This is a genomic window from Pseudoflavonifractor hominis, from assembly GCF_014288125.1.
Taxonomy (GTDB): Bacteria; Bacillota; Clostridia; order Oscillospirales; family Oscillospiraceae; genus Pseudoflavonifractor_A; species Pseudoflavonifractor_A gallinarum.
Genome location: NZ_JACOPR010000001.1, coordinates 377,110 through 400,973, shown reverse-complemented (window position 1 = coordinate 400,973; position 23,864 = coordinate 377,110). Strand labels below are relative to the sequence as shown.

The 23,864-nt window shown below is 64.8% G+C and carries 24 protein-coding genes; 21 read left to right on the top strand and 3 right to left on the bottom strand.

Annotated features, from left to right (window positions below):
* The first annotated feature begins 82 nt into the window (after nt 1-82).
* The 6 genes from H8S34_RS01925 (at nt 83) to rsmI (ending at nt 5,256) form a co-directional block, all read left to right on the top strand.
* A complete protein-coding gene (locus H8S34_RS01925) occupies nt 83-1,327 on the top strand; it encodes a homocysteine S-methyltransferase family protein (protein ID WP_101693671.1) in 1,245 nt (414 codons plus the stop codon).
* A 322-nt stretch (nt 1,328-1,649) separates the two neighbouring features.
* Nucleotides 1,650-2,483, top strand: coding sequence for a methionyl-tRNA formyltransferase (locus H8S34_RS01920; RefSeq protein ID WP_101693670.1), 834 nt, complete (start codon nt 1,650-1,652; stop codon nt 2,481-2,483).
* Entirely contained in the window at nt 2,480-3,121 is a 642-nt protein-coding gene (locus tag H8S34_RS01915; protein ID WP_101693669.1) for a CatA-like O-acetyltransferase, read from the top strand. Before H8S34_RS01920 ends, H8S34_RS01915 begins: the two co-directional genes overlap by 4 nt.
* Nucleotides 3,118-3,738, top strand: coding sequence for an NUDIX hydrolase (locus H8S34_RS01910; RefSeq protein ID WP_186962885.1), 621 nt, complete (start codon nt 3,118-3,120; stop codon nt 3,736-3,738). The genes H8S34_RS01915 and H8S34_RS01910 overlap by 4 nt, the downstream gene beginning before the upstream one ends.
* Nucleotides 3,725-4,381, top strand: a complete 657-nt coding sequence (locus tag H8S34_RS01905) for a methyltransferase (protein ID WP_366485554.1) — start codon at nt 3,725-3,727, stop codon at nt 4,379-4,381. The genes H8S34_RS01910 and H8S34_RS01905 overlap by 14 nt, the downstream gene beginning before the upstream one ends.
* Nucleotides 4,382-4,404: 23 nt before the next feature.
* A complete protein-coding gene (gene rsmI / locus H8S34_RS01900) occupies nt 4,405-5,256 on the top strand; it encodes a 16S rRNA (cytidine(1402)-2'-O)-methyltransferase (RefSeq protein ID WP_186962884.1) in 852 nt (283 codons plus the stop codon).
* Nucleotides 5,257-5,430: 174 nt separating this feature from the next.
* On the opposite strand, the gene H8S34_RS01895 is transcribed toward rsmI, so the two are convergent.
* Nucleotides 5,431-5,673 carry an AbrB/MazE/SpoVT family DNA-binding domain-containing protein gene (locus H8S34_RS01895; protein ID WP_101693666.1) on the bottom strand — a complete coding sequence of 81 codons (243 nt, stop codon included), beginning with the start codon at nt 5,671-5,673 and terminating at the stop codon, nt 5,431-5,433.
* A gap of 281 nt (nt 5,674-5,954) precedes the next feature.
* Between H8S34_RS01895 and H8S34_RS01890 the strand changes: the two genes are divergently transcribed.
* The 8 genes from H8S34_RS01890 to H8S34_RS01855 all read left to right on the top strand — a co-directional run bounded on the left by H8S34_RS01890 (nt 5,955) and on the right by H8S34_RS01855 (nt 13,542).
* Entirely contained in the window at nt 5,955-6,578 is a 624-nt protein-coding gene (locus H8S34_RS01890) for a spore maturation protein A (protein WP_328821012.1), read from the top strand.
* Nucleotides 6,563-7,087, top strand: a complete 525-nt coding sequence (locus tag H8S34_RS01885) for a spore maturation protein (protein ID WP_101693664.1) — start codon at nt 6,563-6,565, stop codon at nt 7,085-7,087. The genes H8S34_RS01890 and H8S34_RS01885 overlap by 16 nt, the downstream gene beginning before the upstream one ends.
* Before the next feature lie 111 nt (nt 7,088-7,198).
* Nucleotides 7,199-8,203 carry an ATP-binding cassette domain-containing protein gene (locus tag H8S34_RS01880; protein WP_101693663.1) on the top strand — a complete coding sequence of 335 codons (1,005 nt, stop codon included), beginning with the start codon at nt 7,199-7,201 and terminating at the stop codon, nt 8,201-8,203.
* Between the two features lie 76 nt (nt 8,204-8,279).
* On the top strand, nt 8,280-8,969 hold the full coding sequence (locus tag H8S34_RS01875) for a methionine ABC transporter permease (protein WP_408004142.1): 690 nt from the start codon (nt 8,280-8,282) through the stop codon (nt 8,967-8,969).
* Nucleotides 8,970-9,420: 451 nt separating this feature from the next.
* Nucleotides 9,421-10,290 (top strand): MetQ/NlpA family ABC transporter substrate-binding protein, encoded by an 870-nt coding sequence (locus H8S34_RS01870; RefSeq protein WP_101693661.1) that lies wholly within the window; start codon nt 9,421-9,423, stop codon nt 10,288-10,290.
* Nucleotides 10,291-10,446: 156 nt separating this feature from the next.
* The gene (gene cysK, locus H8S34_RS01865) at nt 10,447-11,373 is read left to right on the top strand and encodes a cysteine synthase A (RefSeq protein WP_101693660.1); all 927 of its coding nucleotides are present in this window, start codon (nt 10,447-10,449) and stop codon (nt 11,371-11,373) included.
* Nucleotides 11,374-11,646: 273 nt separating this feature from the next.
* Complete coding sequence (gene aroF, locus H8S34_RS01860) at nt 11,647-12,666, top strand: 3-deoxy-7-phosphoheptulonate synthase (protein ID WP_186962882.1); 1,020 nt, start codon at nt 11,647-11,649, stop codon at nt 12,664-12,666.
* A gap of 3 nt (nt 12,667-12,669) precedes the next feature.
* Nucleotides 12,670-13,542, top strand: a complete 873-nt coding sequence (locus H8S34_RS01855; RefSeq protein WP_101693658.1) for a prephenate dehydrogenase — start codon at nt 12,670-12,672, stop codon at nt 13,540-13,542.
* Between the two features lie 238 nt (nt 13,543-13,780).
* Here H8S34_RS01855 and H8S34_RS01850 read toward each other — a convergent pair whose 3' ends face one another.
* Together H8S34_RS01850 and H8S34_RS01845 are read right to left on the bottom strand one after the other, a co-directional pair.
* Entirely contained in the window at nt 13,781-14,806 is a 1,026-nt protein-coding gene (locus tag H8S34_RS01850) for an LCP family protein (protein WP_186962881.1), read from the bottom strand.
* Nucleotides 14,807-14,937: 131 nt separating this feature from the next.
* Nucleotides 14,938-15,120: a hypothetical protein gene (locus H8S34_RS01845; protein ID WP_186962880.1), complete on the bottom strand. Its 183-nt coding sequence runs from the start codon at nt 15,118-15,120 to the stop codon at nt 14,938-14,940.
* A 164-nt stretch (nt 15,121-15,284) separates the two neighbouring features.
* Here H8S34_RS01845 and H8S34_RS01840 point away from each other — a divergent pair, with 164 nt between their 5' ends.
* From H8S34_RS01840 to H8S34_RS01810, 7 genes are all read left to right on the top strand, one after another.
* Nucleotides 15,285-16,316, top strand: a complete 1,032-nt coding sequence (locus H8S34_RS01840) for an ABC transporter substrate-binding protein (RefSeq protein ID WP_186962879.1) — start codon at nt 15,285-15,287, stop codon at nt 16,314-16,316.
* Between the two features lie 353 nt (nt 16,317-16,669).
* A complete protein-coding gene (locus H8S34_RS01835) occupies nt 16,670-17,455 on the top strand; it encodes an ABC transporter permease (protein ID WP_101693655.1) in 786 nt (261 codons plus the stop codon).
* Nucleotides 17,439-18,020, top strand: a complete 582-nt coding sequence (locus H8S34_RS01830; protein ID WP_101693654.1) for an ATP-binding cassette domain-containing protein — start codon at nt 17,439-17,441, stop codon at nt 18,018-18,020. The genes H8S34_RS01835 and H8S34_RS01830 overlap by 17 nt, the downstream gene beginning before the upstream one ends.
* 98 nt (nt 18,021-18,118) lie before the next feature.
* The gene (locus H8S34_RS01825; RefSeq protein ID WP_346728020.1) at nt 18,119-20,026 is read left to right on the top strand and encodes an LTA synthase family protein; all 1,908 of its coding nucleotides are present in this window, start codon (nt 18,119-18,121) and stop codon (nt 20,024-20,026) included.
* A gap of 393 nt (nt 20,027-20,419) precedes the next feature.
* The gene (locus H8S34_RS01820; RefSeq protein ID WP_186962878.1) at nt 20,420-21,589 is read left to right on the top strand and encodes a cation diffusion facilitator family transporter; all 1,170 of its coding nucleotides are present in this window, start codon (nt 20,420-20,422) and stop codon (nt 21,587-21,589) included.
* Between the two features lie 122 nt (nt 21,590-21,711).
* Nucleotides 21,712-22,404: a response regulator transcription factor gene (locus H8S34_RS01815; protein ID WP_101693652.1), complete on the top strand. Its 693-nt coding sequence runs from the start codon at nt 21,712-21,714 to the stop codon at nt 22,402-22,404.
* Entirely contained in the window at nt 22,401-23,834 is a 1,434-nt protein-coding gene (locus H8S34_RS01810; protein WP_101693651.1) for a sensor histidine kinase, read from the top strand. The genes H8S34_RS01815 and H8S34_RS01810 overlap by 4 nt, the downstream gene beginning before the upstream one ends.
* Nucleotides 23,835-23,864 lie beyond the last annotated feature (30 nt).

The following is a 23,864-nucleotide window of genomic DNA, read 5'->3' as shown; positions in this document are numbered from 1 at the left end:
TACTTATCTGCGAATCAAAGCAGCCTATCGCCTTCCCGCCCCGGCGCGGGAAGACGCCTATCTGTGAGGAGGAATTTATTTCATGGACAACATTCCCTTATCCCTGCCCCTTTTGTTGGACGGCGCAACGGGCAGCGAGCTGTTGAAGCGCGGGATGCCCGCCGGCGCCTGTACGGAGCAGTGGGTACTGGAGCACCCCGAGGTACTGGTGGAGCTCCAGCGGGAGTATGTGGCGGCGGGGTCCAACGTGATCCTGGCGCCCACCTTTGGGGCAAACGCCGTCAAGCTGGAGGAGCACGGACTGAGCGGCAAGGTGGACGAGTACAACCGCCGCCTGGTGGCCCTCTCCCGGCAGGCCGCCGGCGGAAAGGCCCTGGTGGGCGGCGACATGGCCCCCACCGGAAAATTCATCGAGCCCTTTGGGGACTACACCTTTGAGATGCTGGTGGCCGTCTACACCGAGCAGGCCCTGGCCCTGGAGCTGGCCGGGGTGGACCTCTTCGTGGTGGAGACCACCATGACCATGCCCGAGGCCCGGGCGGCCGTCCTGGCCATCCGGAGCGTGTCGGATAAGCCGGTGTTCGTCACCTTCACCTGTGACGAGAACGGGCGCACCCTGTCGGGCACCGACGTGCTGGCCGCCCTCATCGTGATGCAGGGCATGGGCGTGAGCGCCTTCGGCCTGAACTGCTCCTCCGGCCCGGACGGGATGCTGGAGCAGCTGCGCCGCCTCACCCCCTACGCCCAGGTGCCCCTGATCGCCAAGCCCAACGCGGGCCTGCCCCATATGGAGGATGGCCGCACGGTCTACGACTGCCCGCCGGAGGAGTTTGCCTCCTACGCCAAGGCCATGGCCGAGGCGGGGGTGCGCATCTTCGGCGGCTGCTGCGGCACCACGCCGGAGCACATCGCCGCGCTGAAGGCGGCCGTGGCGGCGGTGGACTTTGCCGCCCTGCCCGCGGTGGAGCACGACCCCGACGTGATCCCCTGCGCCAGCGAGACCGAGGCCCGCTTCATCACCCCCGACGTGGACGTGGGGGAGACCATCGAGTGCACCAGCGACCTGATGGAGGACATCGTGGAGGCCGAGGAGAACTGCCCCCAGGGCGCGCTGAAGATCGAGATTCTGGAGGAGGACGACGTGGCCCTCTTTGCCGAGAACCAGTATGTGGTCAAGGACGCCCTGTGCATCACCACCGACGTGCCGGAGCTGCTGGAGGGGGCCCTGCGTGCCTTCCAGGGCCGGGCCTTCTGGGACGGCACCGAGGAGCTGGAGGATGCATTTTTGGAGCAGATGCGGAAAAAATACGGTCTGGTGATCCTGTAAAGACCATTCACAGAGAGACCGCGTCCATTTGGGCGCGGTCAGTCTGTTGATAACGTGTATTCCTGCGGCTTATGCGGTAAGAGCCTCGCAGAGTTCTGCCGTCCGCAGACGGCAGAATCAAGTCAAAGAGTGTTTTCCGGCGGCGTGTACGTCGGAAAACACACCTCTCAGGCTGCAAGTGTGCGAGCGTTAGCGAGTGCGCGCAGCGGCCTGCATCCCCTCGAAAAAATGCCTGCATTTTTGAGAAGCGTGTCGAACGTGTTCGACACGCTGGCCGCGTCCGAATGGACGCGGTTTCTTGTATCCGAAACGGGAGGAACCCATGAAAATTGCCTATGCGGGGTTTGACCTGCTCTATCCCTGCCTGGAAGCCCTGGAGGCGGCCGGGTGTGAGGTCATGCGGGTGTTCACCTACCCCACCGACAACGTCTACGAATTCAACCGCCAGGTCACCGGCTTTGCCGAGGCCCGGGGCATCCCCTGGACCGACGCCCGGGTGACCTCCGCCGACCTGAACGCCCTCTGGGAGGCAGGCTGTGAGGCCCTCTTCTCCGCCGGGTATATCTACCGCATCCCGGTGGACACCCCCCTGCGCTGCGCCAATGTCCACCCGGCCCTGCTCCCCCTGGGGCGGGGCCCCTGGCCCATGCCCTGCACCATCCTGCGGGGGCTGAGCGAGAGCGGCGTGACCATCCACAAGGTGGCCGCCGGGCTGGACACCGGGGACATCCTGCTCCAGGAACCCTTTCCCGTCACCGGGCAGGACACCCTGGAGACCATGACCGAGACCATCCGCGCCCTGGCTCCCCGGCTGGCCGCCCAGGTGGTACAGTCCTTTGACCAGCTGTGGGAGAAGGCTGTGCCCCAGGGAGAGGGAGAGTACTGGAAGGAGCCCACGGAGGAGGAGATGACCTTCACCCCCTGGGACAGCCTGGAGCGGGTGGACCGCATCGTCCGGGCCTTCGCCGGGTACGGGAGCTTCCTGCGCCTGGGGGAGGAGACCCTGACCGTGGTGCGGGGAGAGGTCATCCACGGCGGGGCGGAAGCGCCCCCCGGCACCCTGCGCCTGGAACAGGGCATCCCCCAGTACGCCCTGAAGGGCGGCTGGCTGCGCCTCTATGAGAGTCAGACCCACGAAGGAGGAAACCAAGCATGAAGATCATTGATCTGGAACACTGGCCCCGGCGGGAGATTTATGAGCACTATCAGGGCGAGGAGTGGCCCTTCTACGCCATGAGCTTCCCGGTGGACGTCACCGAGCTGAAGGCCTACACCAAGCGGCACGGCCTGTCCTTTTACTACTCCCTCATCTTCCTGGTGACCAAGTCCATGGATGAGGTGGAGAACTTCCGCTACCGGGATCGCAACGGCACCATCATCCTCCACGACCACCAGGTCCCCAGCTTCACCGACATGCGTCCGGGGGAGGAGCTCTTCCACATCACCGACCTGGAGGCCGGAGATGACATGGCCGCCTTCTGCCAGGCCGCCCGGGAGAAAAGCTACGCCCAGACCTCCTTTGTGGACCATGAGGGACCCTGGGACAGCGACCAGCGCATCGAATTCAGCAGTGAGCCCTGGCTCCCCATGACCTCGGTCACCCACGACCGCCGGTTCGACCCCAGCGACTGCATCCCCCGGGTGGCCTGGGGCCGGTATGAGAAGCAGCACGACGGGCGGCTGCGCCTCTCCCTGGCCCTGGACCTGAACCACCGGATGGTGGACGGCATCCACGTGGGGCGGTTCTACGAGGCCCTCAACCGGCGCATCGCCGCCCTGGCGGAGGAGCCATGACCCTGGAAGAGATCCGATCCCGGATGGCCCCCCGGCGCGCCGGGTTTCAGGACGTGACCGGGGAGTATGCGGTGCTGGTCCCGCTGGTGGAGACTCCGGAGGGACTCCAGGTCCTCTTTGAGGTACGGGCGGCCACCCTGCGCCGCCAGCCGGGGGAGGTCTGCTTCCCGGGCGGGCGGATGGAGCCGGGGGAGGAGCCCGAGACCTGCGCCCTGCGGGAGACCTGGGAGGAGCTGGGCATCCCCGTGGAGGGGATTGAGGTCCTGGCTCCCCTGGACAAGGTCCTCCACCAGAGCGGCTTTCTGATGCACCCGATTTTGGGCCGGATCGACCCCGCCTGGCTGGCCCGCCTGCGGCCCCAGGCGGCCGAGGTGGCCGAGACCTTTCTGGTACCGCTCTCCTATTTTCTGGAGGAGGAGCCCCTGTGCCCCTCCTACCCCCTGGTGCCCCAGGTGGGGGAGGACTTCCCCTATGCACAGATCGGCTTTCCCCAGGGCTATGACTGGAAGGGTGCCCGGGTGGAGGTGCCCATCTACACCTGGGAGGGCCGGGCCATCTGGGGCATCACCGGCCGGGTGATGAAGCATCTCGCGGAGGTGCTGCGTGGAAGAGCGTGAGCGCATGGAGCAGCTGGGGCCCTACCGCTATGACCGGGACCCCGCGTGTTTTCCCCTGGGCCGGGACAGCCTGGAGCTGGGGGAGTTTGCCACGGTGAAGCCCGGGTGGCGGGTGTGCGATCTGGGCTGCGGGGGCGGGGTGCTCCTGCTGCTGCTCTCCGCCCGGGCCGATGGGCTGACCCTGGCCGGGGTGGAGTTGGAGGAGGCGGCCGCCCGGGCCGCCCGGGAGAATCTGGCGCGCAACGGCCTGGCGGGGGAGATCCGCGCCGGGGACCTGCGGGAGAGCGGCTTCCCCCCGGGGAGCTGGGACCTGGTGATCTCCAATCCCCCCTACTTTGCCCTGGGAAGCGGGAAGAGCGGGGGAGGGGCGCGGATGGAGGAGCACTGCACCCTCCCGGAGCTGTGCCGCGCGGCGGCGGCGCTCCTGCGCCCCCGGGGCCGGTTCGCCCTGGTCCACCGGCCCGAGCGCCTGGTGGAGGTGCTCACCGAGCTGCGCCGGGCGGGGCTGGAGCCCAAGCGCCTGCGCCTCATCCAGCACGACGCCGCCCACCCGCCCTCCGCGGTGCTGGCCGAGGGGGTCAAGGGGGCGAAAACAGGGCTGGAGATCCTCCCGGCGCGCCTGCTGCACCGGGGAGGCGAATGATACATGGGAATGGAGAAGTGCATATGGCTGGAATTTTATACTTAGTCCCCACCCCCATCGGCAACCTGGGGGACATCTCCCGGCGCATGGCGGACACGCTGGAAGAGGTGGACTTCATCGCCGCCGAGGATACCCGGGTATCCATCAAGCTCCTCAACCATCTGGGCATCCGCAAGCCCATGGTGAGCTATTACCGCCACAACACCGAGGCCGGGGGCCAGGCGGTGCTCCAGCGGCTGCTGGCCGGGGAGAGCTGCGCCCTGGTCACCGACGCGGGCACCCCGGCGGTGAGTGACCCGGGCGAGGAGCTGGTGGCCCTGTGCGCCGCCAACGGGGTGGAGGTAGTGGCCATCCCCGGTCCCTGCGCCCTGGTGACCGCCCTGTCGGTGTCCGGCCTGCCCACCGGACGCTTTACCTTCGAGGGCTTTTTGGCCATGAACAAGAAGAACCGGCGGGCTCATTTGGAGTCCCTGCGGGGGGAAATGCGCACCATGATCTTCTATGAGGCCCCCCACAAGCTCCTCTCCACCCTGGAGGACTTCCAGACCTACTTCGGCGGGGAGCGGCGGCTGAGCCTGTGCCGGGAGCTGACCAAGCTCCACGAGGAGGTCCGGCGCACCACCGTGGGGGAGGCCCTGGAGTGGTACCGGGACAACCCGCCCAAGGGGGAGTTCGTGCTGGTTTTGGAGGGGGCCTGTGCACAGAAAGAGGACATCCCCACCCTGGAACAGGGCCTGGAGCGGGTGGAACACCTGCGGGATGCGGGGCATTCCCTGCGGGACGCGGTGCGGCAGGCGGCCAAGGAGCTGGGCCTTTCCCGCAATGAGCTCTACGACCGGGCGGTCGGAAAAACTGGAAAATCTCTTTCTGACTGAGTAAACTGTGAAAGTAATTTTCTGGGAAAACAGGGGGTGAAGGTACCCTGCCAATTGCATACAAATTTATACAGAACGTATAAACGCCTCTCCGCACCGGACGGCTCCGGGGCGGAGAGGCGCAAAAAGCCTCGGCGGTTCCATGGGAACGGCCGGGTTTTTTCGTTGGGTTCTTTATTTATTCTGGAGTTCCTTGAGGCAATTGGGGCAGATGTTCTTGCCGCGGAAGTTGATGACATCCTTGGCATCATCGCAGAAAATACAGGCGGGCTGGTACTTTTTCAGGACGATGGAGGCTCCATCTACATAGATCTCCAAAGAGTCCTTTTCGGCGATATCCAGAGTACGACGGAGCTCGATGGGAAGTACAATTCGGCCGAGTTCATCGACCTTTCTGACAATGCCGGTAGATTTCATAGCGATACGTCCTTTCTTGCGGCTTCCATGTTTTCCTATCTTTATCTAGAAACTGACATTATTATAACACTTTGTATTGCTATGTCAATTCCATTTTGGAAATTTCAATCGTAAAGTTTCGACTAATGTCGCAAAATTGGAATAAATTGTATTTTAAAAAATGTAGTATAAAAAAGTCCATATTTTGAACCAAACGTTTAAAAAATAAGGCATATTTTCCGGCTTTCCCCGCATATAGTAGTACAAATATTTTTAAATGGAAAGAAGAGGAATATATGGGAATGTCGGTTATCTGGTCGGGGATGGTCGGATGCGCGGTTTTTTGCGGGCTTCTCACCGGGCGGGGGCCCCAGGTGGCGGCGGCCGCCATGGAGGGCGCGGCGGCGGCGGTCGAATTATGTCTATCCATGGCGGGCGTACTCTGCCTGTGGATGGGCGTGATGGAGGTCATGCGCCGTTCGGGGCTGTCTCAGGGGCTCTCCCGGCTGCTGCGTCCGCTCCTCAAGCGGCTCTATCCGGACTTTGCCCGGGACCGGGAGGTGATGGACAGCATCTCGGCCAATGTCTCGGCCAATCTGCTGGGACTGGGCAACGCGGCCACCCCCCTGGGCATCCAGGCCGCCCGCCGGATGAGCCGGCGCACCCCCGGGGTGGCCTCCGACTCCCTGTGCATGCTGGTGGTGTGCAACACGGCCTCCATCCAGCTCATCCCCACCACGGTGGCCAGCGTGCGCGCCGCGGCCGGGTGTGCCGCCCCCTTTGACATCCTGCCCGCCGTGTGGCTGGCTTCGGCCCTCTCGGTGACGGTGGGCATCCTGGCGGCCAAGGTGATGGGGCGGCTCTGGCCGGCAGAGGAGGGGGCCGGACGGCTCCAAAGGAGGCGAGTCGGATGGAACTGGCGCTGACCATGCTGGTGCCCTTCCTCCTGCTGGGGGTGGCCCTGTGGGGCCTGGTGCGGAAGGTGGACGTCTACGACGCCCTGATCACCGGCGCGGCCGAGGGACTGGGCGTGCTCATCAAGATCGTCCCGGCGCTGGTGGCCCTTCTGACGGCGGTCTACATGCTGCGGGCCTCGGGTGCGCTGGAACTGGCCGCCCAGGCCCTGGCCCCGGTGCTGGGCTGGCTGGGCATTCCGCCCGAGACGGTGGGACTGCTCCTCATCCGACCGGTGAGCGGCTCGGCCGCCCTGGGAGTGGGGGCGGAGCTCATCTCCACCTATGGGCCGGACTCCACCATCGGGCGCACCGCCGCCGTCATGCTGGGGTCCACCGAGACCACCTTCTATACCATCGCGGTGTATTTCGGCGCGGCGGGGATCGTCAAGACCCGGTACGCCGTCCCGGCCGCCCTGTGCGCCGACCTGGCCGGATTTACCGCCGCGGCCTGGGCGGTGCGGGTGTGTTTTGGGGGATAGCCCCCGCGCCTTGACAGGGAGGGGGATCTGTCATACAATAAACTCCGTATGACCGGTCGTTGGACCGGCCCAGCGATCCCTTTGAGACGGTTTACAAAGGAGAATCACAGCGTGATCGAATTAAAAGGACTGACCAAGATCTTTCCCACCGAGGAGGGGACCTTCACCGCGCTGGACCACGTGGATATCACCATCCGCGACGGGGCCATCTACGGCATCATCGGCATGAGCGGCGCGGGCAAGTCCACCCTGGTGCGGTGCATCAACCTGCTGGAGCGCCCCACCGAGGGCAATGTGCTCATCGACGGGGAGGACATGACCGCCCTTTCCCCCAAGGCCCTGCGGCAGAAGCGGCGGAGCATCAGCATGATTTTTCAGCAGTTCAACCTGCTCATGCAGCGCACCTGCCTGAGCAACATCTGCTTCCCCATGGAGATCGCGGGGGTGCCCGCCGCCCAGGCCAAGAAGCGGGCCATGGAGCTTCTGGAGCTGGTGGGCCTGCCCGACAAGGCCGACGCCTACCCGGTGCAGCTCTCCGGCGGACAGAAGCAGCGCATCGCCATCGCCCGTGCCCTGGCCAGCGACCCCAAGGTGCTCCTGTGCGACGAGGCCACCTCCGCCCTGGACCCCACCACCACCCGGAGCATCCTGCGCCTGATCCAGGACATCAACAAGCGCCTGGGCATCACGGTCATCGTCATCACCCATGAGATGGCGGTGGTGGAGGAGATCTGCTCCCACGTGGCCATTCTGGACCACGGAAAGGTCATGGAGACCGGCACGGTGGAGGAGGTCTTCTCCAACCCCAAGACCGAGGCCGGCCGGAAGCTGGTCTACCCCGACGGGGTCATTCTGGACCCGGTCAAGACCGCCCGGGTGGTGCGCATCGCTTTCAACGGCGGCTCCTCCTACGAGCCCCTCATCGCCTCCCTGGCCATCGACTGCGGCGTGAAGGTCAACATCCTGGGCGCCGACACCAAGAACATCAACGGACAGGCCTTCGGCACCATGCTCATCGGCCTGCCCGAGAACGAGGCCGAGGCCGCCAAGGCCATCGCCTACATCAAGGGCCAGCCCTATGTGACCATGGAGGAGGTGCGTGATTACCATGGCTGATCTGCTGCAAAATCCCGAGGTGGTCCGCCTGCTGGAGCTGAGCAAGGACGGGCTTCTCTTCGCCATCTGGGAGACCATGTATCTGACCGTGATCTCCACCTTCTTCGCCTACCTCATCGGCCTGCCCCTGGGCGTCATCGCCGTGGTGGGAGAGCCGGGGGGCGTGCGTCCCCTGCCCAGACCCGTGATGACGGTGCTCAACTTTGTCATCAACATCCTGCGCTCGGTGCCCTTCCTCATCCTGATGGTGGTGGTCATCCCCCTGTCCCGGCTCATCCTGGGTACCTCCATCGGCACCGTGGCCACCATCGTGCCCCTGGTCGTGGCCGCCTTCCCCTTTGTGGCCCGGCTGGTGGAGTCCTCCCTGCGGGAGGTGGACGGCGGCGTCATTGAGGCGGCCGAGTCCATGGGCTGCTCGCCCTTCCAGATCATCACCAAGGTGATCCTGCCCGAGAGCCGGCCCTCCCTCATCTCCGGCTTTACCACCGCCTTCATCACCATCCTCAGCTACGGCGCCATGGCGGGCGCCATCGGCGGCGGCGGACTGGGCGCCATGGCCCTCAACCTGGGCTATCAGCGCCGCATGACCATCATCCTGTGGGTCTCCGTGGTGGTGCTGGTCATCCTGGTGCAGATTTTCCAGTCGGTGGGTACCCGGGCCGCCGTGCGCATGGACAAGCGGGTGCGCGGCCAGGACCGGAAGAAGTCCCGGAAGGAGCAGAAAAAGAAGGTCCAGAAGGAGCGCCGTATCCCCGGCGCCATGTAACCAGATCGAGAGACGGGCAAAAAAACGGCTTGCCCGTCTCTCTTTTTTGTCTAAAATGGCGGCTTGACGGCGTGGGGGCAAGGGTCTATACTAAGTGCAACCCAAGCGGAACTGAATAACGCCCCTCAAACGCGAGGAAGAGAAGAGTAGCCAGAGAGATACGGCACAGAGAGCCCGGCATGGTGGGAACGGGTACGGAAGGCTTTGGTGAAGATGGTCTCGGAGCGGCGTAGCTGACTGTACCGGACGGTGCACAGGCTGCGACGGGTGCGCCCGTCAGCGCGCAGGAGTATGACTGTACTCCATAAGGCTTCTGCCGTGAGGCAGAGGTGAAGCAAGGTGGTACCACGAAGCGGAAAGCTCTCGTCCTTGAATTGGATTCAAGGGCGTTTTTTTGTGCCCTGATTTGGGTTGCAGCTCACATTCCATATCAGAAAAGGAGAATGAAACCATGAAAAAGACTGCCTCTGTGTTCCTGGCCGGTGCCCTCACCCTGGGCCTGCTCGCCGGCTGCTCCGGCACTTCCTCCCAGCCCGCCGGCTCTGCCGCCCCCTCCGGAGATCCCGCCCCCGCTGCCTCCTCCTCCCTGGAGGGCACCACCATCAAGGTGGGCGCCTCTCCCGCCCCCCACGCTGAGATCCTGGAGGTGGTGAAGGACATCCTGGCCGAGCAGGGCGTCACCCTGGAGATCGTGGAGTTCAACGACTACATCGTCCCCAACACCGCCGTGGAGAGCGGGGAGCTGGACGCCAACTACTTCCAGCACATCACCTACATGAACGACTTCAACGAGAGCGACGGCACCCATCTGGTGAGCGCGGCCGAGGTCCACTATGAGCCCTTCGGCCTGTACGCCGGCAAGACCGACTCTCTGGACGCCCTGGCCGACGGAGCCCAGATCGCCGTGCCCAACGACGCCACCAACGAGGGCCGCGCCCTGCTGCTGCTGGAGCAGGAGGGGCTCATCACCCTGAAGGAGGACGCCGGCCTCACCGCCACCAAGGCCGACATCGCCGAGAACCCCAAGAACCTGGAGATCGTGGAGCTGGAGGCCAGCCAGCTGCCCAGCCGTCTGGCCGACGTGGACCTGGCCGTCATCAACGGCAACTACGCCATTGACGCGGGCCTGAAGGTGGCCGACGCCCTGGCCGTGGAGGCCGCCGACGGCGAGGCGGCCACCGCCTATGTGAACGTGCTGGCCGTCAAGGAGGGCAACGAGAACTCTCCCGCCATCCAGGCGCTGGCCCAGGCCCTGTGCAGCGACGAGGTCAAGACCTTCATGGAGGAGACCTACGGCGGCGCGGTGGTGCCCGTGTTTTAAAGCTCAGACCGTACATGGACCCTCGACCCCGGCAGCGGAGCATTTGCTCTGCTGCCGGGGTTTTTCTGTTGGGAAAAAATTACTTGAAATACCTATTGAAATACTAGGGAAATGATGGTATACTGTACCCAACTTTCAACCGAGGAGGTCCTTCTTATGAACATCGCCCAACAGCTGACCGATCTGATCGGCGCAACCCCGCTGCTGCGCCTGGAGCGCGTGGCCCCCGGCTGCGGTATCCTGGCCAAGCTGGAGTGCTTCAATCCGCTCTCGTCCGCCAAGGACCGGGCGGCCTGGTATATGATCCGGGACGCGGAGGAGAAGGGCCTGCTCCAGCCGGGGGGCGTCATTGTGGAGCCCACCAGCGGCAACACCGGCGTGGGCCTGAGCTACGTGGCCTCGGTGCGTGGCTACCGGGTGATCCTCACCATGCCCGAGACCATGAGCCAGGAGCGGCGCAGCCTGCTCTCCGCCCTGGGGGCCGAGCTGGTCCTCACCGAGGGCGCCAAGGGAATGGGGGGCGCCATCGCCCGGGCCAAGGAGCTGCTGGAGGAGATCCCCGGCGCCTGGATGCCCGACCAGTTCAACAACCCGGCCAATGCCCGGGCCCACTATGAGACCACCGGCCCCGAGATCTGGGCCGACACCGACGGCACCGTGGAGGTCCTGGTGGCCGGGGTGGGCTCCGGCGGCACCATCACCGGCGCGGGCCGCTACCTGAAGGAGCAGAATCCCGCCGTGAAGGTGGTGGCGGTGGAGCCCGCCGAGTCCCCTGTCCTGTCGGGTGGAAAGGCCGGTCCCCACAAGATCCAGGGCATCGGCGCGGGCTTTGTCCCCGGCGTGCTGGACACCGGCGTGGTGGACGAGGTCCTCACCGTCAAGGGGGAGGACGCCATGGCCATGGTGCGCGCCCTGGCCCGGAAGGAGGGCCTTTTGGTGGGCATCTCCTCGGGCGCGGCGGCCGCCGCGGCGCAGGCGCTCTCCCGCCGGCCGGAGTACCAGGGCAAGAAGATCGTCGTCGTCCTGCCCGACACCGGGGAGCGCTACCTCTCCACCGGCGTGTTCCAGGAGCCCCGGAAATAATCGAAAATTGGGGCTTGACTTTAATGGCAAAAAGTGCTAAAGTTTGAGCAGAATCAAACTAGGAGGGATCTTGCCATGCGCCGGATGTACGGTTATGGATACGGCTATTACCGCTATTTTATGAGCGGTCCCTTTGCCTGCCCATAACCGGCCTGTCAGCATGGAAGTCCCGCCCCCCCGCACCGGAACGCGGGGGAGAGAAGGAACTTGAAACCGCGGCAGCCCAGTGGGGCGGCCGCGGTTTTTTTATCCAGAGAAAGGAAGGACGTTTTTATGGTCGTTATCATGAAACCCAACTTCACCCCCGAGCAGCTCCAGGAGGCCATCCAGGCCATGAAGGCGGGGGGCGTGCAGGTCAACATCTCCAAGGGCTCCGAGACCACCGTGCTGGGGGCCGAGGGCAACGCCGCGGGCATCGACCAGGAGCTGCTGGAGCAGCTGCCCGGCGTGGAGAAGGTCATGCGGGTCACCGAGCCCTACAAGAAGGCCAACCGCAAGTTCCACCCGGACGACAGCGTCATCGACCTGGGCGGCGGGGCGCTGATCGGCGGGAAGAAGCTGGCCGTCATCGCCGGGCCCTGCTCGGTGGAGAGCGAGGCGCAGATCACCGCCGTGGCCCAGGCCGTCCGGGAGAGCGGAGCCTGCGCCCTGCGGGGCGGGGCCTTCAAGCCCCGGACCTCCCCCTACTCCTTCCAGGGGCTGGAGTGCGAGGGCCTGAACCTCCTCCAGAAAGCCAAGGAGGCCACCGGCCTGCCCATCGTCACCGAGATCATGGGCACCGAGTACGTGGAGCTCTTTGAGGAGTGCGTGGACGTGATCCAGGTGGGCGCCCGGAACATGCAGAACTTCGACCTGCTGAAAAAGCTGGGCAAGCGCACCACCAAGCCCATCCTCCTCAAGCGGGGCCTCTCGGCCACCATCGAGGAGTGGCTCATGTCGGCCGAGTACATCATGGCCGGGGGCAACCAGAAGGTCATCCTCTGCGAGCGGGGCATCCGCACCTTTGAGACCTTTACCCGCAACACCCTGGACCTCTCCGCCGTGCTGGCCGTGAAGAGCCTGTCCCACCTGCCGGTGGTGGTGGACCCCTCCCACGCCTGCGGCAAGGCCTGGATGGTGGAGCGCATGGCCATGGCGGCGGTGGCCACCGGAGCCGACGGACTCATCATCGAGGTCCACAACGACCCCAAGAACGCCCTGTGCGACGGGGCCCAGTCCCTCACCCCCGACCAGTTCACCGATGTGATGGGGAAGCTGGCCGCCGTGGCCCCCTGCGTGGGCCGGGAGGTGTGAGCCATGGCCGAAGGGGAGAGAAAACGCATCGTCGTCGTGGGCCTGGGCCTCATCGGAGGCTCCCTGGCCCTGGCCCTCAAGGGCTTTGAGGGCTATGAGATCGTGGGCGTGGACGTGTCCCAGCCCACCCTGCGCTTTGCCGCCGAGCACGGCGTGGGAGACCGGGTGACCGAGGACGCCGCCGCCGTCCTCCCCGGGGCCGACGTGGTGGTGCTGGCCCTCCACCCCCGGGGCATCCTCCGCTTTCTGGAGGAGCACCGGGCGCGGTTCAAGCAGGGGTGCCTGGTCACCGACGTGTGCGGCGTGAAGAGCGCCGTCATGGAGGGGGCGGGGGTGCTGCCCGAGGGGGTGGACTTCATCGGCTGCCACCCCATGGCGGGCACCGAGTTCTCGGGCATCGAGCACGCCTTTGCCGAGATGTTCCAGGGAAGCCACCTCATCCTCACCCCCCGGGAGAGCAGCACCCCCGAGCACGTGGCCCTCATGGAGCGCCTGGGGGCGTACATCGGCTGCCGGGACGTGTACAAGACCACCCCCGAGGAGCACGACGCCATGATCGCCTACACCAGCCAGGTCATGCACATCATCGCCGTGAGCGTGTGCGACGACCCCATGCTCTTTGCCTGCCGGGGATTTGAGGGCTCCTCCTTCCGGGGCTGCACCCGGGTGGCCGCCCTGGACGTGGGGCTGTGGACCGAGCTCTTCTCCCTGAACCGGCCCGCCCTCCTCACGGTGCTGGACCGGCTGATGGAGAACCTGGGGGCATACCGGGAGGCCCTGGCCTCCGGGGACAGCGGGAAGCTGGCCGAAAAGCTGGCCTACTCCGCCGCACGGAAGCGGGAGATGGACCTGCCCGGCCCCGATCTGCTCCAGTAAGTCTCAAAAATGCAGGCATTTTTTCGAGAGGGATGCAGGCCGCCGCATGCACTCGCTTTCGCTCGCACACTTGCGGCCTGAGAAGAGTTTTTTCCGACGTACACGCCGCCGGAAAAAACGATCTCAATTCTTTCCGCCGCCTGCGGGCGGCGGAACTCTGCGAGGCTTTTGTCAAACGTAGCTTATTTAGAAAAAACGGGCTGCCGCAAACAGTGCGGCAGCCCTTCTGTATAATTTCTTATTTTTGAGGCATGTTCACCATGTCCAGGGTGACGGGGGTGGTGTAGGGGTTGATCATCTCGTTGATGATGGCGAGGGATTCCTCCTGCTCCAGCTGGTAGCAGTAGGTCCAGCCCTTGTAGGTGACGGTGCCGTCGCCGGGGAGGGTGGCGGTGGAGAGATTGGCCAGGTCAAAGCCCAGGGCGGGCTCCACAAACCAGAGCATCTCCCCCAGGGAGAGGTCGGTGTCGATGTATTCGGAGAAGATCTCCACATACTCGCCCACCTTCTGGGGCTGGGAGAGGACCTTTTTTGCGATCAGGGTGAGGATCTCCTGCTGGGTGCGGGTGCGGTCCACATCGGTGTAGGCCACCTGGGCCTCGTTGAAGTTGTTGTGCCGGAAGCGGCAGACCTCCATGGCCTCCTGCCCGTCCAGGTGGGTCATGCCCGGCTGGAAGTGGATGTGCAGGTCCTGGGTGGGGTCGTCGTAGCTCATGGGCACCGGGATTTCAAAGTCCACCCCGTCCACGGCGTTTACGATGGCCTCAAACCCGGCCAGGTCGATGGTCACATAGTGGTCCACCGGGATGCCCAGCAGCTCGGAGACCGCCTCCTGCATGCCCTTGGCCCCGTAGTAGGCATAGGTGGAGTTGATTTTATAGTAGTGTCCCCCGTCGGGCCGGGTGCCGTGGTAGATGGTGTCCCGGGGGATGGAGACCAGACCGGCCTTCTGGTTCACCGTGTCGTACATGCCCACCATGATGGTGTCGGCGTTGCCGCTGGCCTGGTCGCTGGCGGCCAGCAGGAAGGTCCAGGTGTCCTTTTTCCGCTCTAAGCCGGTGGGGGTGAGCTCCCCGCTGGGCTGGGCGGAGGGGAGAACGGCGCTGGGAGCCGGACCGGAGGCCTGGCCCGGCTTCTGCCGCAGGAGCTGATAGGCGCAGAAGAGCAGGACCACCAGGACGGAGAGGACCACCAGGAGACGGTATAAGAGCCTGCCCAGCAGAAACAGGCGGGAGGGCTGGTATTTTTGGACGCGCTTTCCCATGGGAGCGATCGGCCCCTTTCTCTCGGAGTGAATCGTTATGTCAACAATCGACAGAGGATAGTATAGCGAATCCCGGCACATTCGGCAAGCGGAAGTTGGGAAAAAGCGAAAGTTTTCTCTCCGGCGGGGCATCAGGTCCGGGTCAAACGGGACAAAATGGCGGTGGTCAGGGCCTGGACGGCCTCCAGGAGCTCCAGGAGGAGCAGCTTCTCCTCCAGCAGGGTCTCCAGGATGCGCAGGTCCACCGGGTCGGGCGCGGGGGGCGCGCCGCCGGAGGGGGCGGCTTCCACTTCGGGAACGGGGGGTCTGACCATTAGGATAGCCTCCTTTCTGTGAGCCTATACCATGGTATGCCATGGAGGCCCCTCCCGTCCCGGAACGGGGGCAAAGCGGCTTGACAGCGGGAGAAAAAGGGAGTAGAGTGCAAAGAGCCCTTCCAAGGGAAGGGCGAGGAACTGGAAAGGAACGTGATGATACCATGAAGAGCAAGCGATGGACGGCCCTGGCCCTGAGCCTGGCCCTGAGCATGACCCTGCTGGCGGGATGCGGCGGGGGAGAGCCCGCTCCCACCGCCACGCCCGCGCCTGAGAGCAGCGCCACCCCGGCGCCCACCCAGGAGAGCGAGCGCACGGAGGTAAGACTGGCCATGCTCAACGGCCCCACCGGCATGGGCGCGGCCAAGCTGATTTCGGATAATCTGGCGGGGGAGACCCGCAATGACTACCAGGTGGAGGTGGCCTCCCAGCCCACCGACCTGACCGCCAAGCTGGGGAAGGGCGAGGTGGACATCGCCGCCCTGCCCACCAATGTGGCGGCCAACCTCTACCAGAAGACGGGGAACATCCAGATGCTGGCCCTCAACACCCTGGGCGTGCTCTACATTCTGGAGAACGGGGATACGGTGCACTCCATGGCCGACCTGGCGGGGAAGACCCTCTACGCCACCGGACAGGGGGCCAACCCGGAGTACGTGCTGCGCTATCTCCTGGAGCAGAACGGCCTGGACCCTGAGAGCGATGTGAACATCGTGTGGAAAACCTCCGAGGAAGTGCAGACCCTGATGGCCTCCGGCGAGGCAGAGCTGGCCATGCTCCCCGTCCCGGCGGCCACGGCGGTGACCATGCAGAATCCCGACGTGCGTCTGGCGCTGGACTTCAATGACGCCTGGGAGGAGAGCGGCGCAGGCGGCACCTTCACCATGGGCTGCGTGGTGGCCCGGAAGGACTTCATCAAGGAGCATCCCCAGGCGGTGGAGGATTTCCTGACCGAGTACGCCGAGTCCATCGCCTTCATTGCCGAGGGGAGCGACGAGGCGGCCCAAATGGTGGTGGACGCGGGCATCGTGCCCAAGCTCCCCATTGCCAAGGCAGCCATCCCCCAGGCCAACCTGGTGTGCATCACCGGGTCGGACATGCTGGACATCAACTCCTACTATGAGGTGCTCTTCCAGGCCGACCCCGCCTCCATCGGCGGCGGTATCCCGGACGACGGATTCTTCTATATCCCCTGACAGCCTTCGGCTTCTCAAAAACGCAGGCGTTTTTGAGAGAAGGATGCAGACCGCCGCATGCACTCGCATACGCTCGCACACTTGCGGTCTGAGAAGTGTTTTTTCAAGGCGCATGTCCTTGAAAAAACGATTACACCCTGTTCCGCCGTCTGCGGACGGCGGAACTCTGCGAGGCGTTTGCGGCTGAGCACAGACCAGACAGCAAACCCAAACTCTGAGGCGCCCCGGCGGACCAGGCGGTCCCCGGGGCGCCCGTTTTGTTCCAGGGGGGAAAGAGGATAAAATGCTTGCCTTTCCCCCGGGGGGTCGGTATACTATCTCTTGTTTGTACGGTGAAGAAGGGAGGGAGAGGGATGAAGCTGCGCCGTCTGGCCAGGCGGGTGCTCCTGCCGGCGCTGTTCTGGCTGCTGCTCTGGCAGGGGGCCGTGTGGTATCTCCTGTGGGCCGAGGAGCTGGAGAGCACCGCCCTCTTCCTGCCCTCCCCCCTCCTGGTGGGGCGCACCCTGCTGGAGCTGATGGGCACGCAGGTCTTCTGGCAGACCGCCCTCGCCAGTCTGGGGCGGATCTTTGGGGGACTGCTGGCGGGGGTGTGCCTGGGGACCCTCCTGGCCGTGTGCACCAGCGCCTGGGGCTGGGCGGAGCTCCTCCTGGCCCCGGCGGTGCGGGTCATCCGGGCCACGCCGGTGGCCTCCTTTATTCTGCTGGTCATCCTGTGGGCCCCCACCGGGCAGGTGCCGGTGGTGGTGTCCGCCCTGATGGTGCTGCCGGTGGTGTGGGGGAACGTGTGCCAGGGCATCGCCCAGACCGACCCCCTGCTGCTGGAGGCCGCCCGGGCCTACCGCTTTGGCCGGTGGAAGCGGGTGCGCCTGGTCTACATTCCCTCGGTGCTGCCCTACTTTGCCAGCGGCTGCCACACCGCCCTGGGACTGGCCTGGAAGTCCGGGGTGGCCGCCGAGGTGCTGTGCGTGCCCCGGCTGGCCATCGGCACCCAGGTGTACTATTCCAAGATCTATCTGGAGACCCCCGCCCTCTTTGCGTGGACGGCGGTGGTGCTGGCCCTGAGCTTCGCCCTGGAGGGCGTGCTGGGGGCCCTCCTGGGCCGCCTGGAGAGGAGGGGGAGCCGTGCTGCGGATTCATGAGCTCACCGTGTCCTTTGGGGAGAAGCGGGTGCTGGATTCCTTCTCCCTCACCCTCCCCGGGGAGGGCATCACCGCCCTGGCCGGGCCGTCGGGCTGCGGCAAGACCACCCTGCTGCGCACCCTGGCCGGGCTGGAGCGGCCCGCCGGGGGGACCTTCACCCTGCCGGGGGAGGCGGTGCTCCTCTTCCAGGAGGACCGGCTCTTTCCCTGGCGCAGGACCGGCGAGCAGATCGCCGACGTGCTCCCCCGGGCGCGGCGGCAGGAGGTGGGGAAGTTCCTCTCCCTGGTGGAGCTGGAGGGGGAGGAGGACCGGCCCATCCAGGTCCTCTCGGGCGGGATGCGGCGGCGGCTGGCCCTGGCCCGGGCCCTGGCCTGCGAGGGCGGGGTGTACCTGCTGGACGAGCCCTTCACCGGCGTGGACAAGGAGCGCGCCGGGCGCATCCTGGAGCGCATCCGGGCGCTGGGGAAGCCGGTGCTCCTCTCCAGCCACGAGGAGGGGGTTCTGGCCCTGGCCGACCGCGTGGTCCATCTGGAGGGGCCGCCCCTGCGCCTCCGGGAATTGTGAAGATTTTATGAAGGATGGCCGATCCGTGCAAAATCCCCTTGCACATCCCGCTTTTGAGGGAGTATGATACAGAAAAAATCAAATTCGAGAGGAGCCGAGTGGAAGAACGGATGAACATGCCCACAAAACCGAAACGTCATACCGGCCGGAAGGCGCGTCCCCGCTGGCCGAAGCTGGCCCTGGAGCCGTCCCGGGCGGCCTGGCTCTCCCGGCTGGCCTTTGCGGTGGGACCTCTTGTCTCGTACAGCCTGGTGGAGGTTCTCAACTATAATCAGCCCTGGGGGAGCTTTACCCCCCTTCAGGTGGCCCTCAACCTGGTGTGGTACTATCTGGGGGCCTTCTTTTTCTACTTTGTCCTGGGCCGCCGGGACCGGGCCACCAAGGTGGCCATGCTCGTGGCCTGGGCCATCGGGATCGTCAACCGCTATGCCATTGCCTTCCGGGGGCGCACCCTCTTCCCGGGGGACATCGTCACCATCCGCACGGCGCTGAATGTGGCGGGCAACTACAACTACACCCCGGACCTCATGATGGTGCTGACCGGACTGTGCGTGGCCCTCTTCATCGGCGTGCTCTCCCTGCTGCCCGCTCCGGCGGAGCGGCAGCGGTTCTCCTGGAAGCTCTTCCTGCCCACGCTGGCCGGGTCCGGGGCCTTCCTCTACTTCTTTTTCTGCACCAACGCGGTCTCGGACGCGGGGATCTCCCCCTCCATGTGGACCACCCGGGGCAATGGGCTGGCCCTGAATTTCAGCCTGTGCCTCCGGTACAGCCGGGTGAAGGCCCCCGACGGGTACGGCAGGGACGCCCTCACCACTCTGGCGGAGGAGCACCCCTCGGAGGAAGCCGCCGTGAGCGCCTCGACCGACGGGATTACCCGCCCGGTGAACCTGATCGTGGTGATGAACGAGTCCCTCTCCGATCTGAGCGTCATCCCGGGGGTGGAGACCAATCAGGACCCCATGCCCTTCCTCCACAGCCTGGAGGAGAACACGGTGAAGGGCTGGGCCTTCTCCTCCGTGTTCGGCGGGACCACCGCCAACTCGGAGTATGAGTTCCTCACCGGCAACACCGTCACCTTCCTGCCCGCGGGCACGGTGCCCTACCACATGTACGTGGGGCAGGGGGATCCCTCCCTGGCCGGGCAGATGGAGTCCCTGGGGTATGCCACGGTGGCCATGCACCCCTACTACTCCTCCGGCTGGAACCGGGTGGCCGTCTACAACGACTACGGCTTTGACGAGCAGTATTTCCTGGAGGACTTCGACTACGACGAGAGCGACATCATCCGGGAATACCTCTCCGACCGGGCCAATTACGAAAACCTCATCGCCCGCTATGAGGCCAAGGAGGAGGGGCAGCCCCTCTTCCTCTTCAACGTGACCATGCAGAACCACAGCGCCTACACCGGCGAGTGGACCAACCTCCCGGAGGAGGTCCACCTCACTGGAGCATATGAGGGCCGCTTCCGCACGGTGGACCAGTACCTCAACCTGGTCTATCAGAGCGACCAGGCCTTTGAGTACCTGATCGACTACTTCTCCCAGGTGGAGGAGCCCACCATGATCTGCATGTTCGGCGACCACCAGCCCCAGGTGGCCACCAACTTCTACACCGAGGCCCTGGGCGGCGAGGTGGAGGCCCTGGACACCGACACGGCGGAGAAAAAGCAGATCGTCCCCTTTGTGATCTGGGCCAATTACGACATCCCGGAGCAGCAGGACGTGACCCTCTCCCTCAACTACCTCTCGGCCCTGCTGATGGAGACGGCGGGCCTGCCCACCACGGGGTATCAGGATTTCCTCCTCTCCCTGTGGGAGGACCTGCCCGTCATCAACCCGGTGGGCTACCTGGACCGGGACGGCGACTGGACGGCCGAGGAGCACTGGGAGGAGCTGCCCGACTACGCCCGGGAGAGCCTGGCCGAGTACCGCATCCTGGAGTACTGCAACATCTTTGACAAGGGGAGCCGTCCGGAGGACTTCTATACCCTGGATACCGGCGAGTAATCTACCACGAAGGCCGCAGGCACTACGGTGTCCGCGGCCTTTTTCTGCCCGGCCGGATGGGAAAACATGGACGGGAACGCATCCTCTGTGCTATAATGATACATTAAGCAAGCAGAAGAAACACAAACAGGCTGACGATAACGTGTATTTCTGTGCTTTGCGCTGCAAGAGCCTCGCAGAGTTCCGCCGTCCCGCAGACGGCGGAAGAGGATCAAATCGTGTTTTCCGGCGGCGTGTACGTCGGAAAACACTCTGCTCAGGCCGCAAGTGTGCGAGCGTCAGCGAGTGCATGCAGCGGCCTGCTTCCCCCTCGAAAAAATGCTTGCATTTTTGAGAAGCGTGTCGAAACATTTCGACACGCTGACATAGAGAACGACTTGGAGTGGAAATGGCATGACAGAACAGTTGCTCCGGCGGTTTGTCCGGGATTATGAGAAGGTACAGGATGCGCAGGTGCGGGAGCGGTACGGGATGCTCTCAGGGGGCGTTGGGATCTTTCTCAACCTGCTGCTCTCGGCGGGAAAGTTTTTCGCGGGGGTGCTGACCGGGTCCATCTCCATCACGGCCGACGCCTTCAACAACCTCTCGGACGCGGGCTCCTCGGTGGTGACCCTGGTGGGCTTCCGCCTGGCGGGGCAGAAGGCCGACGACGACCACCCCTTCGGCCACGGGCGGATCGAGTATCTGGCGGGTCTGCTGGTGTCCATGCTCATTCTGCTGGTGGGCGTGGAGCTGGGCAAGTCCTCCATCGAGAAGATCCTCCACCCCGAGCCGGTGGTCTTCTCCGCCGTGTCGGCAGGCATCCTGCTGTGCTCCATCGCCGTGAAGCTCTGGATGTGCTTCTTTAACCGCAATCTCTCCCGGCGCATCGGCTCGGCGGCCATGGCGGCCACGGCCATGGACTCCCTCTCCGACGTGGTGGCCACCAGCGCCGTGCTTCTGGGCGCGGTGGTGGGCGCCCTGACCGGCGTGTCCATTGACGGCTGGGTGGGCGTGCTGGTGGCCCTCTTCATCCTCCGGGCCGGGTGGGAGGCCGCCAAGGACACCATCGACCCCCTCCTGGGCCAGACCCCCGACCGGGACCTGGTGCGGGAGATCGAACAGACCATCCTGGCCCACCCGGAGGTGGTGGGCATCCACGACCTCATCATCCACGACTACGGCCCCGGGCGGTCCATGATGTCCTTCCACGCGGAGGTGCCCATGAACGCCGACATCATGGAGGCCCACGACGTGATCGACCACATCGAGCGGGAGCTCAAGGAGAAGTTCGGCATCGAGACCTCGGCCCACATGGACCCCATCGCCACCGAGGACGAGGGGGTCAACCGCACCCGGCTGTGGGTGGCCCAGCAGGTGAAGGAGCTGGACGAGCGCCTGACCATCCACGACTTCCGCATGACGGCGGGCCCCCACCACACCAACCTGATCTTCGACGTGGTGGCCCCCCACAATTTCTCTATGGAGGACGAGGCCCTGGCCGCCGCCATCCAGCAGCGCATCCAGGCCCACGATCCCCACTGCTACGCCGTCATCCAGGTGGACCACGCCTACGTGGAGTAGGGCGCGTGTCGGCCTGCGTGGAGTAGGTTTTACAGAATATTCACCCAATCCGGTGGAAAAAGCGCGTACAATAGAGACCATAAAACAGATTTCCCGGCGCGCAGGAAAGGAAGGAATGCCATATGGCCACAAAGGTCCTGATCGTAGAGGACGAAACCAACATCGCCGAGCTTTTGCATCTCTACCTGGAAAAAGAGGGGTTTGAGACCGCAGTGGCGGGGGACGGCGGGAAGGCGGTGGAGCTCTTCCGCTCCTTCCATCCCGAGCTGGTCCTGCTGGACATCATGCTGCCGGTCATGGACGGCTGGTCGGTGCTCAAGAAGATCCGGGAGAGCGACAAGACTCCCGTCATCATGCTCACCGCCAAGGGCGAGACCGACGACAAGGTCAACGGCCTGGAGATGGGGGCCGACGACTACATCGTCAAGCCCTTTGAGATGAAGGAGGTCCTGGCCCGCATCCACGCAGTCCTGCGCCGCTTCGGCGCCGAGGAGAACAGCGAGGAGAAGAAGCTCTCCTTCGACAAGCTCACCATCAACCTGGACTCCTACGAGCTGCTGGTGGACGGCAAGCGGGTGGACACCCCGCCCAAGGAGCTGGAGCTGCTCTACCACCTGGCCTCGGCCCCCAACCGTGTCTTTACCCGCAACCAGCTGCTGGACGAGGTGTGGGGCTTTGACTACTTCGGCGACTCCCGCACGGTGGACGTGCACATCAAGCGCCTGCGGGAAAAGCTGGAGGGGGTCAGCGACCAGTGGTGCCTCAAGACCGTGTGGGGCGTGGGCTACAAGTTTGAGGTCGTGAGCGCGGGATGAAGAGCATCTACGGACGCCAGTTCTCCATGATGGCCGCCATCATCCTCATCTCCTTCACCCTGCTGGGGTCGGCCTTCATCACCCTGACGTACCAGTATACCCTGCGGGAGAAGCAGGAGGCCCTGGAGCGCAACGTGGACTTCATCGCCGACTTCACCAGCGCCATGAAGTCCAACGGAGCCAGCCTGTACGACGCGTCCTACAAGGCCTATGTGGGCTCCATCGCCAGCATCTCGGACGCCTACGTGCTCATCTGCCGCACCGACGGGCGGGTGCTCCTCTACTCCGACGGGGCCATCCGCAGCGGCCTGGCCGCCCCCACGGTGCCCGCCTCCGTGTGCGGTGAGATCGCCCAGAACGGCAGCTATCAGGGGATGACCACCATGGGCGGCCTCTTCCCCGAGCGGCGGTATGTCTCCGGCCGGGCGGTGGTCCAGAGCGACTTCCTGGGGCAGACCCATGAGACCAACCTGGTCTTTGTGGCGGCCAACACCTCCAGCCTCACCGAGCTGTGGCGGGCGGTGGCCACCATCTTCCTCTTCACCTCGGTGGGCGTGCTGTGCATCGCCTTCATCAGCAGCTCGGTCACCTCCCTCCACCAGACCCGGCCCATGAAGGAGATCGCCGACGCGGCCCGGAAGTTCGGCCACGGCGAGTTCGACGCCCGGGTCACCGGCTATGAGAACCGCAAGGACGAGGTGGGCGAGCTGGCCGAGGCCTTCAACGCCATGGCCGAGTCCCTCTCCAAGGCCGAGGCCAAGCGCAGCGAGTTCATCGCCAACGTCTCCCACGAGCTCAAGACCCCCATGACCACCATCGCCGGGTTCGCCGACGGCATTCTGGACGGCACCATTCCCCCCGAGCGGGAGAAGGAGTACCTCAAGACCATCTCCTCCGAGACCCGGCGGCTCTCCCGGCTGGTGCGGCGGATGCTGGACCTCTCCCGCCTCCAGTCCAAGGAGAACGTGACCGCCCAGGAGCAGTTCGACGTCTCCGAGGTCATGCTGCGGGTGCTGGTGAGCCTGGAGACCAAGATCAACGCCCGCCACCTGGACGTGGACACCGCCATCCCCGACGGGCCGGTCACCGTCTGGGGAGACCCGGACGCCATCACCCAGGTGTGCTATAACCTGCTGGACAACGCCATCAAGTTTTCCACCGAGGGCACCACCATGGGCATCAGCGTGACCGCCAAGGGCGGAAAGGCCTATGTGTCGGTGCGCAACACCGGCGAGACCATCCCCCCCGAGGAGCTGGCCCCGCTCTTCGACCGCTTCCACAAGACCGACCGCTCCCGCAGCGAGGACCGGGACGGCGTGGGGCTGGGACTGTACATCGTCAAGACCATTCTGGGCAACCACAAGGAAAATATCACCGTCACCAGCGAGAACGGCGTGACCGAGTTCACCTTCACGCTGACGCTGGCGTAGGGGGTTCTTACCCCCGTGCAGGAGGAGTTG

Coding starts and splice junctions, on each gene's coding strand:
- H8S34_RS01850 (WP_186962881.1), bottom strand. CDS start 14,806: ATGGGAAAGCGCGTCCAAAAATACCAGCCCTCCCGCCTGTTTCTGCTG.
- H8S34_RS01835 (WP_101693655.1), top strand. CDS start 16,670: ATGAAGCTGCGCCGTCTGGCCAGGCGGGTGCTCCTGCCGGCGCTGTTC.
- H8S34_RS01810 (WP_101693651.1), top strand. CDS start 22,401: ATGAAGAGCATCTACGGACGCCAGTTCTCCATGATGGCCGCCATCATC.
- aroF (WP_186962882.1), top strand. CDS start 11,647: ATGGTCGTTATCATGAAACCCAACTTCACCCCCGAGCAGCTCCAGGAG.
- H8S34_RS01845 (WP_186962880.1), bottom strand. CDS start 15,120: ATGGTCAGACCCCCCGTTCCCGAAGTGGAAGCCGCCCCCTCCGGCGGC.
- H8S34_RS01875 (WP_408004142.1), top strand. CDS start 8,280: ATGTATCTGACCGTGATCTCCACCTTCTTCGCCTACCTCATCGGCCTG.
- H8S34_RS01885 (WP_101693664.1), top strand. CDS start 6,563: ATGGAACTGGCGCTGACCATGCTGGTGCCCTTCCTCCTGCTGGGGGTG.
- H8S34_RS01920 (WP_101693670.1), top strand. CDS start 1,650: ATGAAAATTGCCTATGCGGGGTTTGACCTGCTCTATCCCTGCCTGGAA.
- H8S34_RS01855 (WP_101693658.1), top strand. CDS start 12,670: ATGGCCGAAGGGGAGAGAAAACGCATCGTCGTCGTGGGCCTGGGCCTC.
- H8S34_RS01915 (WP_101693669.1), top strand. CDS start 2,480: ATGAAGATCATTGATCTGGAACACTGGCCCCGGCGGGAGATTTATGAG.
- rsmI (WP_186962884.1), top strand. CDS start 4,405: ATGGCTGGAATTTTATACTTAGTCCCCACCCCCATCGGCAACCTGGGG.
- H8S34_RS01890 (WP_328821012.1), top strand. CDS start 5,955: ATGTCGGTTATCTGGTCGGGGATGGTCGGATGCGCGGTTTTTTGCGGG.
- H8S34_RS01815 (WP_101693652.1), top strand. CDS start 21,712: ATGGCCACAAAGGTCCTGATCGTAGAGGACGAAACCAACATCGCCGAG.
- H8S34_RS01870 (WP_101693661.1), top strand. CDS start 9,421: ATGAAAAAGACTGCCTCTGTGTTCCTGGCCGGTGCCCTCACCCTGGGC.
- H8S34_RS01910 (WP_186962885.1), top strand. CDS start 3,118: ATGACCCTGGAAGAGATCCGATCCCGGATGGCCCCCCGGCGCGCCGGG.
- H8S34_RS01840 (WP_186962879.1), top strand. CDS start 15,285: ATGAAGAGCAAGCGATGGACGGCCCTGGCCCTGAGCCTGGCCCTGAGC.
- H8S34_RS01895 (WP_101693666.1), bottom strand. CDS start 5,673: ATGAAATCTACCGGCATTGTCAGAAAGGTCGATGAACTCGGCCGAATT.
- H8S34_RS01925 (WP_101693671.1), top strand. CDS start 83: ATGGACAACATTCCCTTATCCCTGCCCCTTTTGTTGGACGGCGCAACG.
- cysK (WP_101693660.1), top strand. CDS start 10,447: ATGAACATCGCCCAACAGCTGACCGATCTGATCGGCGCAACCCCGCTG.
- H8S34_RS01820 (WP_186962878.1), top strand. CDS start 20,420: ATGACAGAACAGTTGCTCCGGCGGTTTGTCCGGGATTATGAGAAGGTA.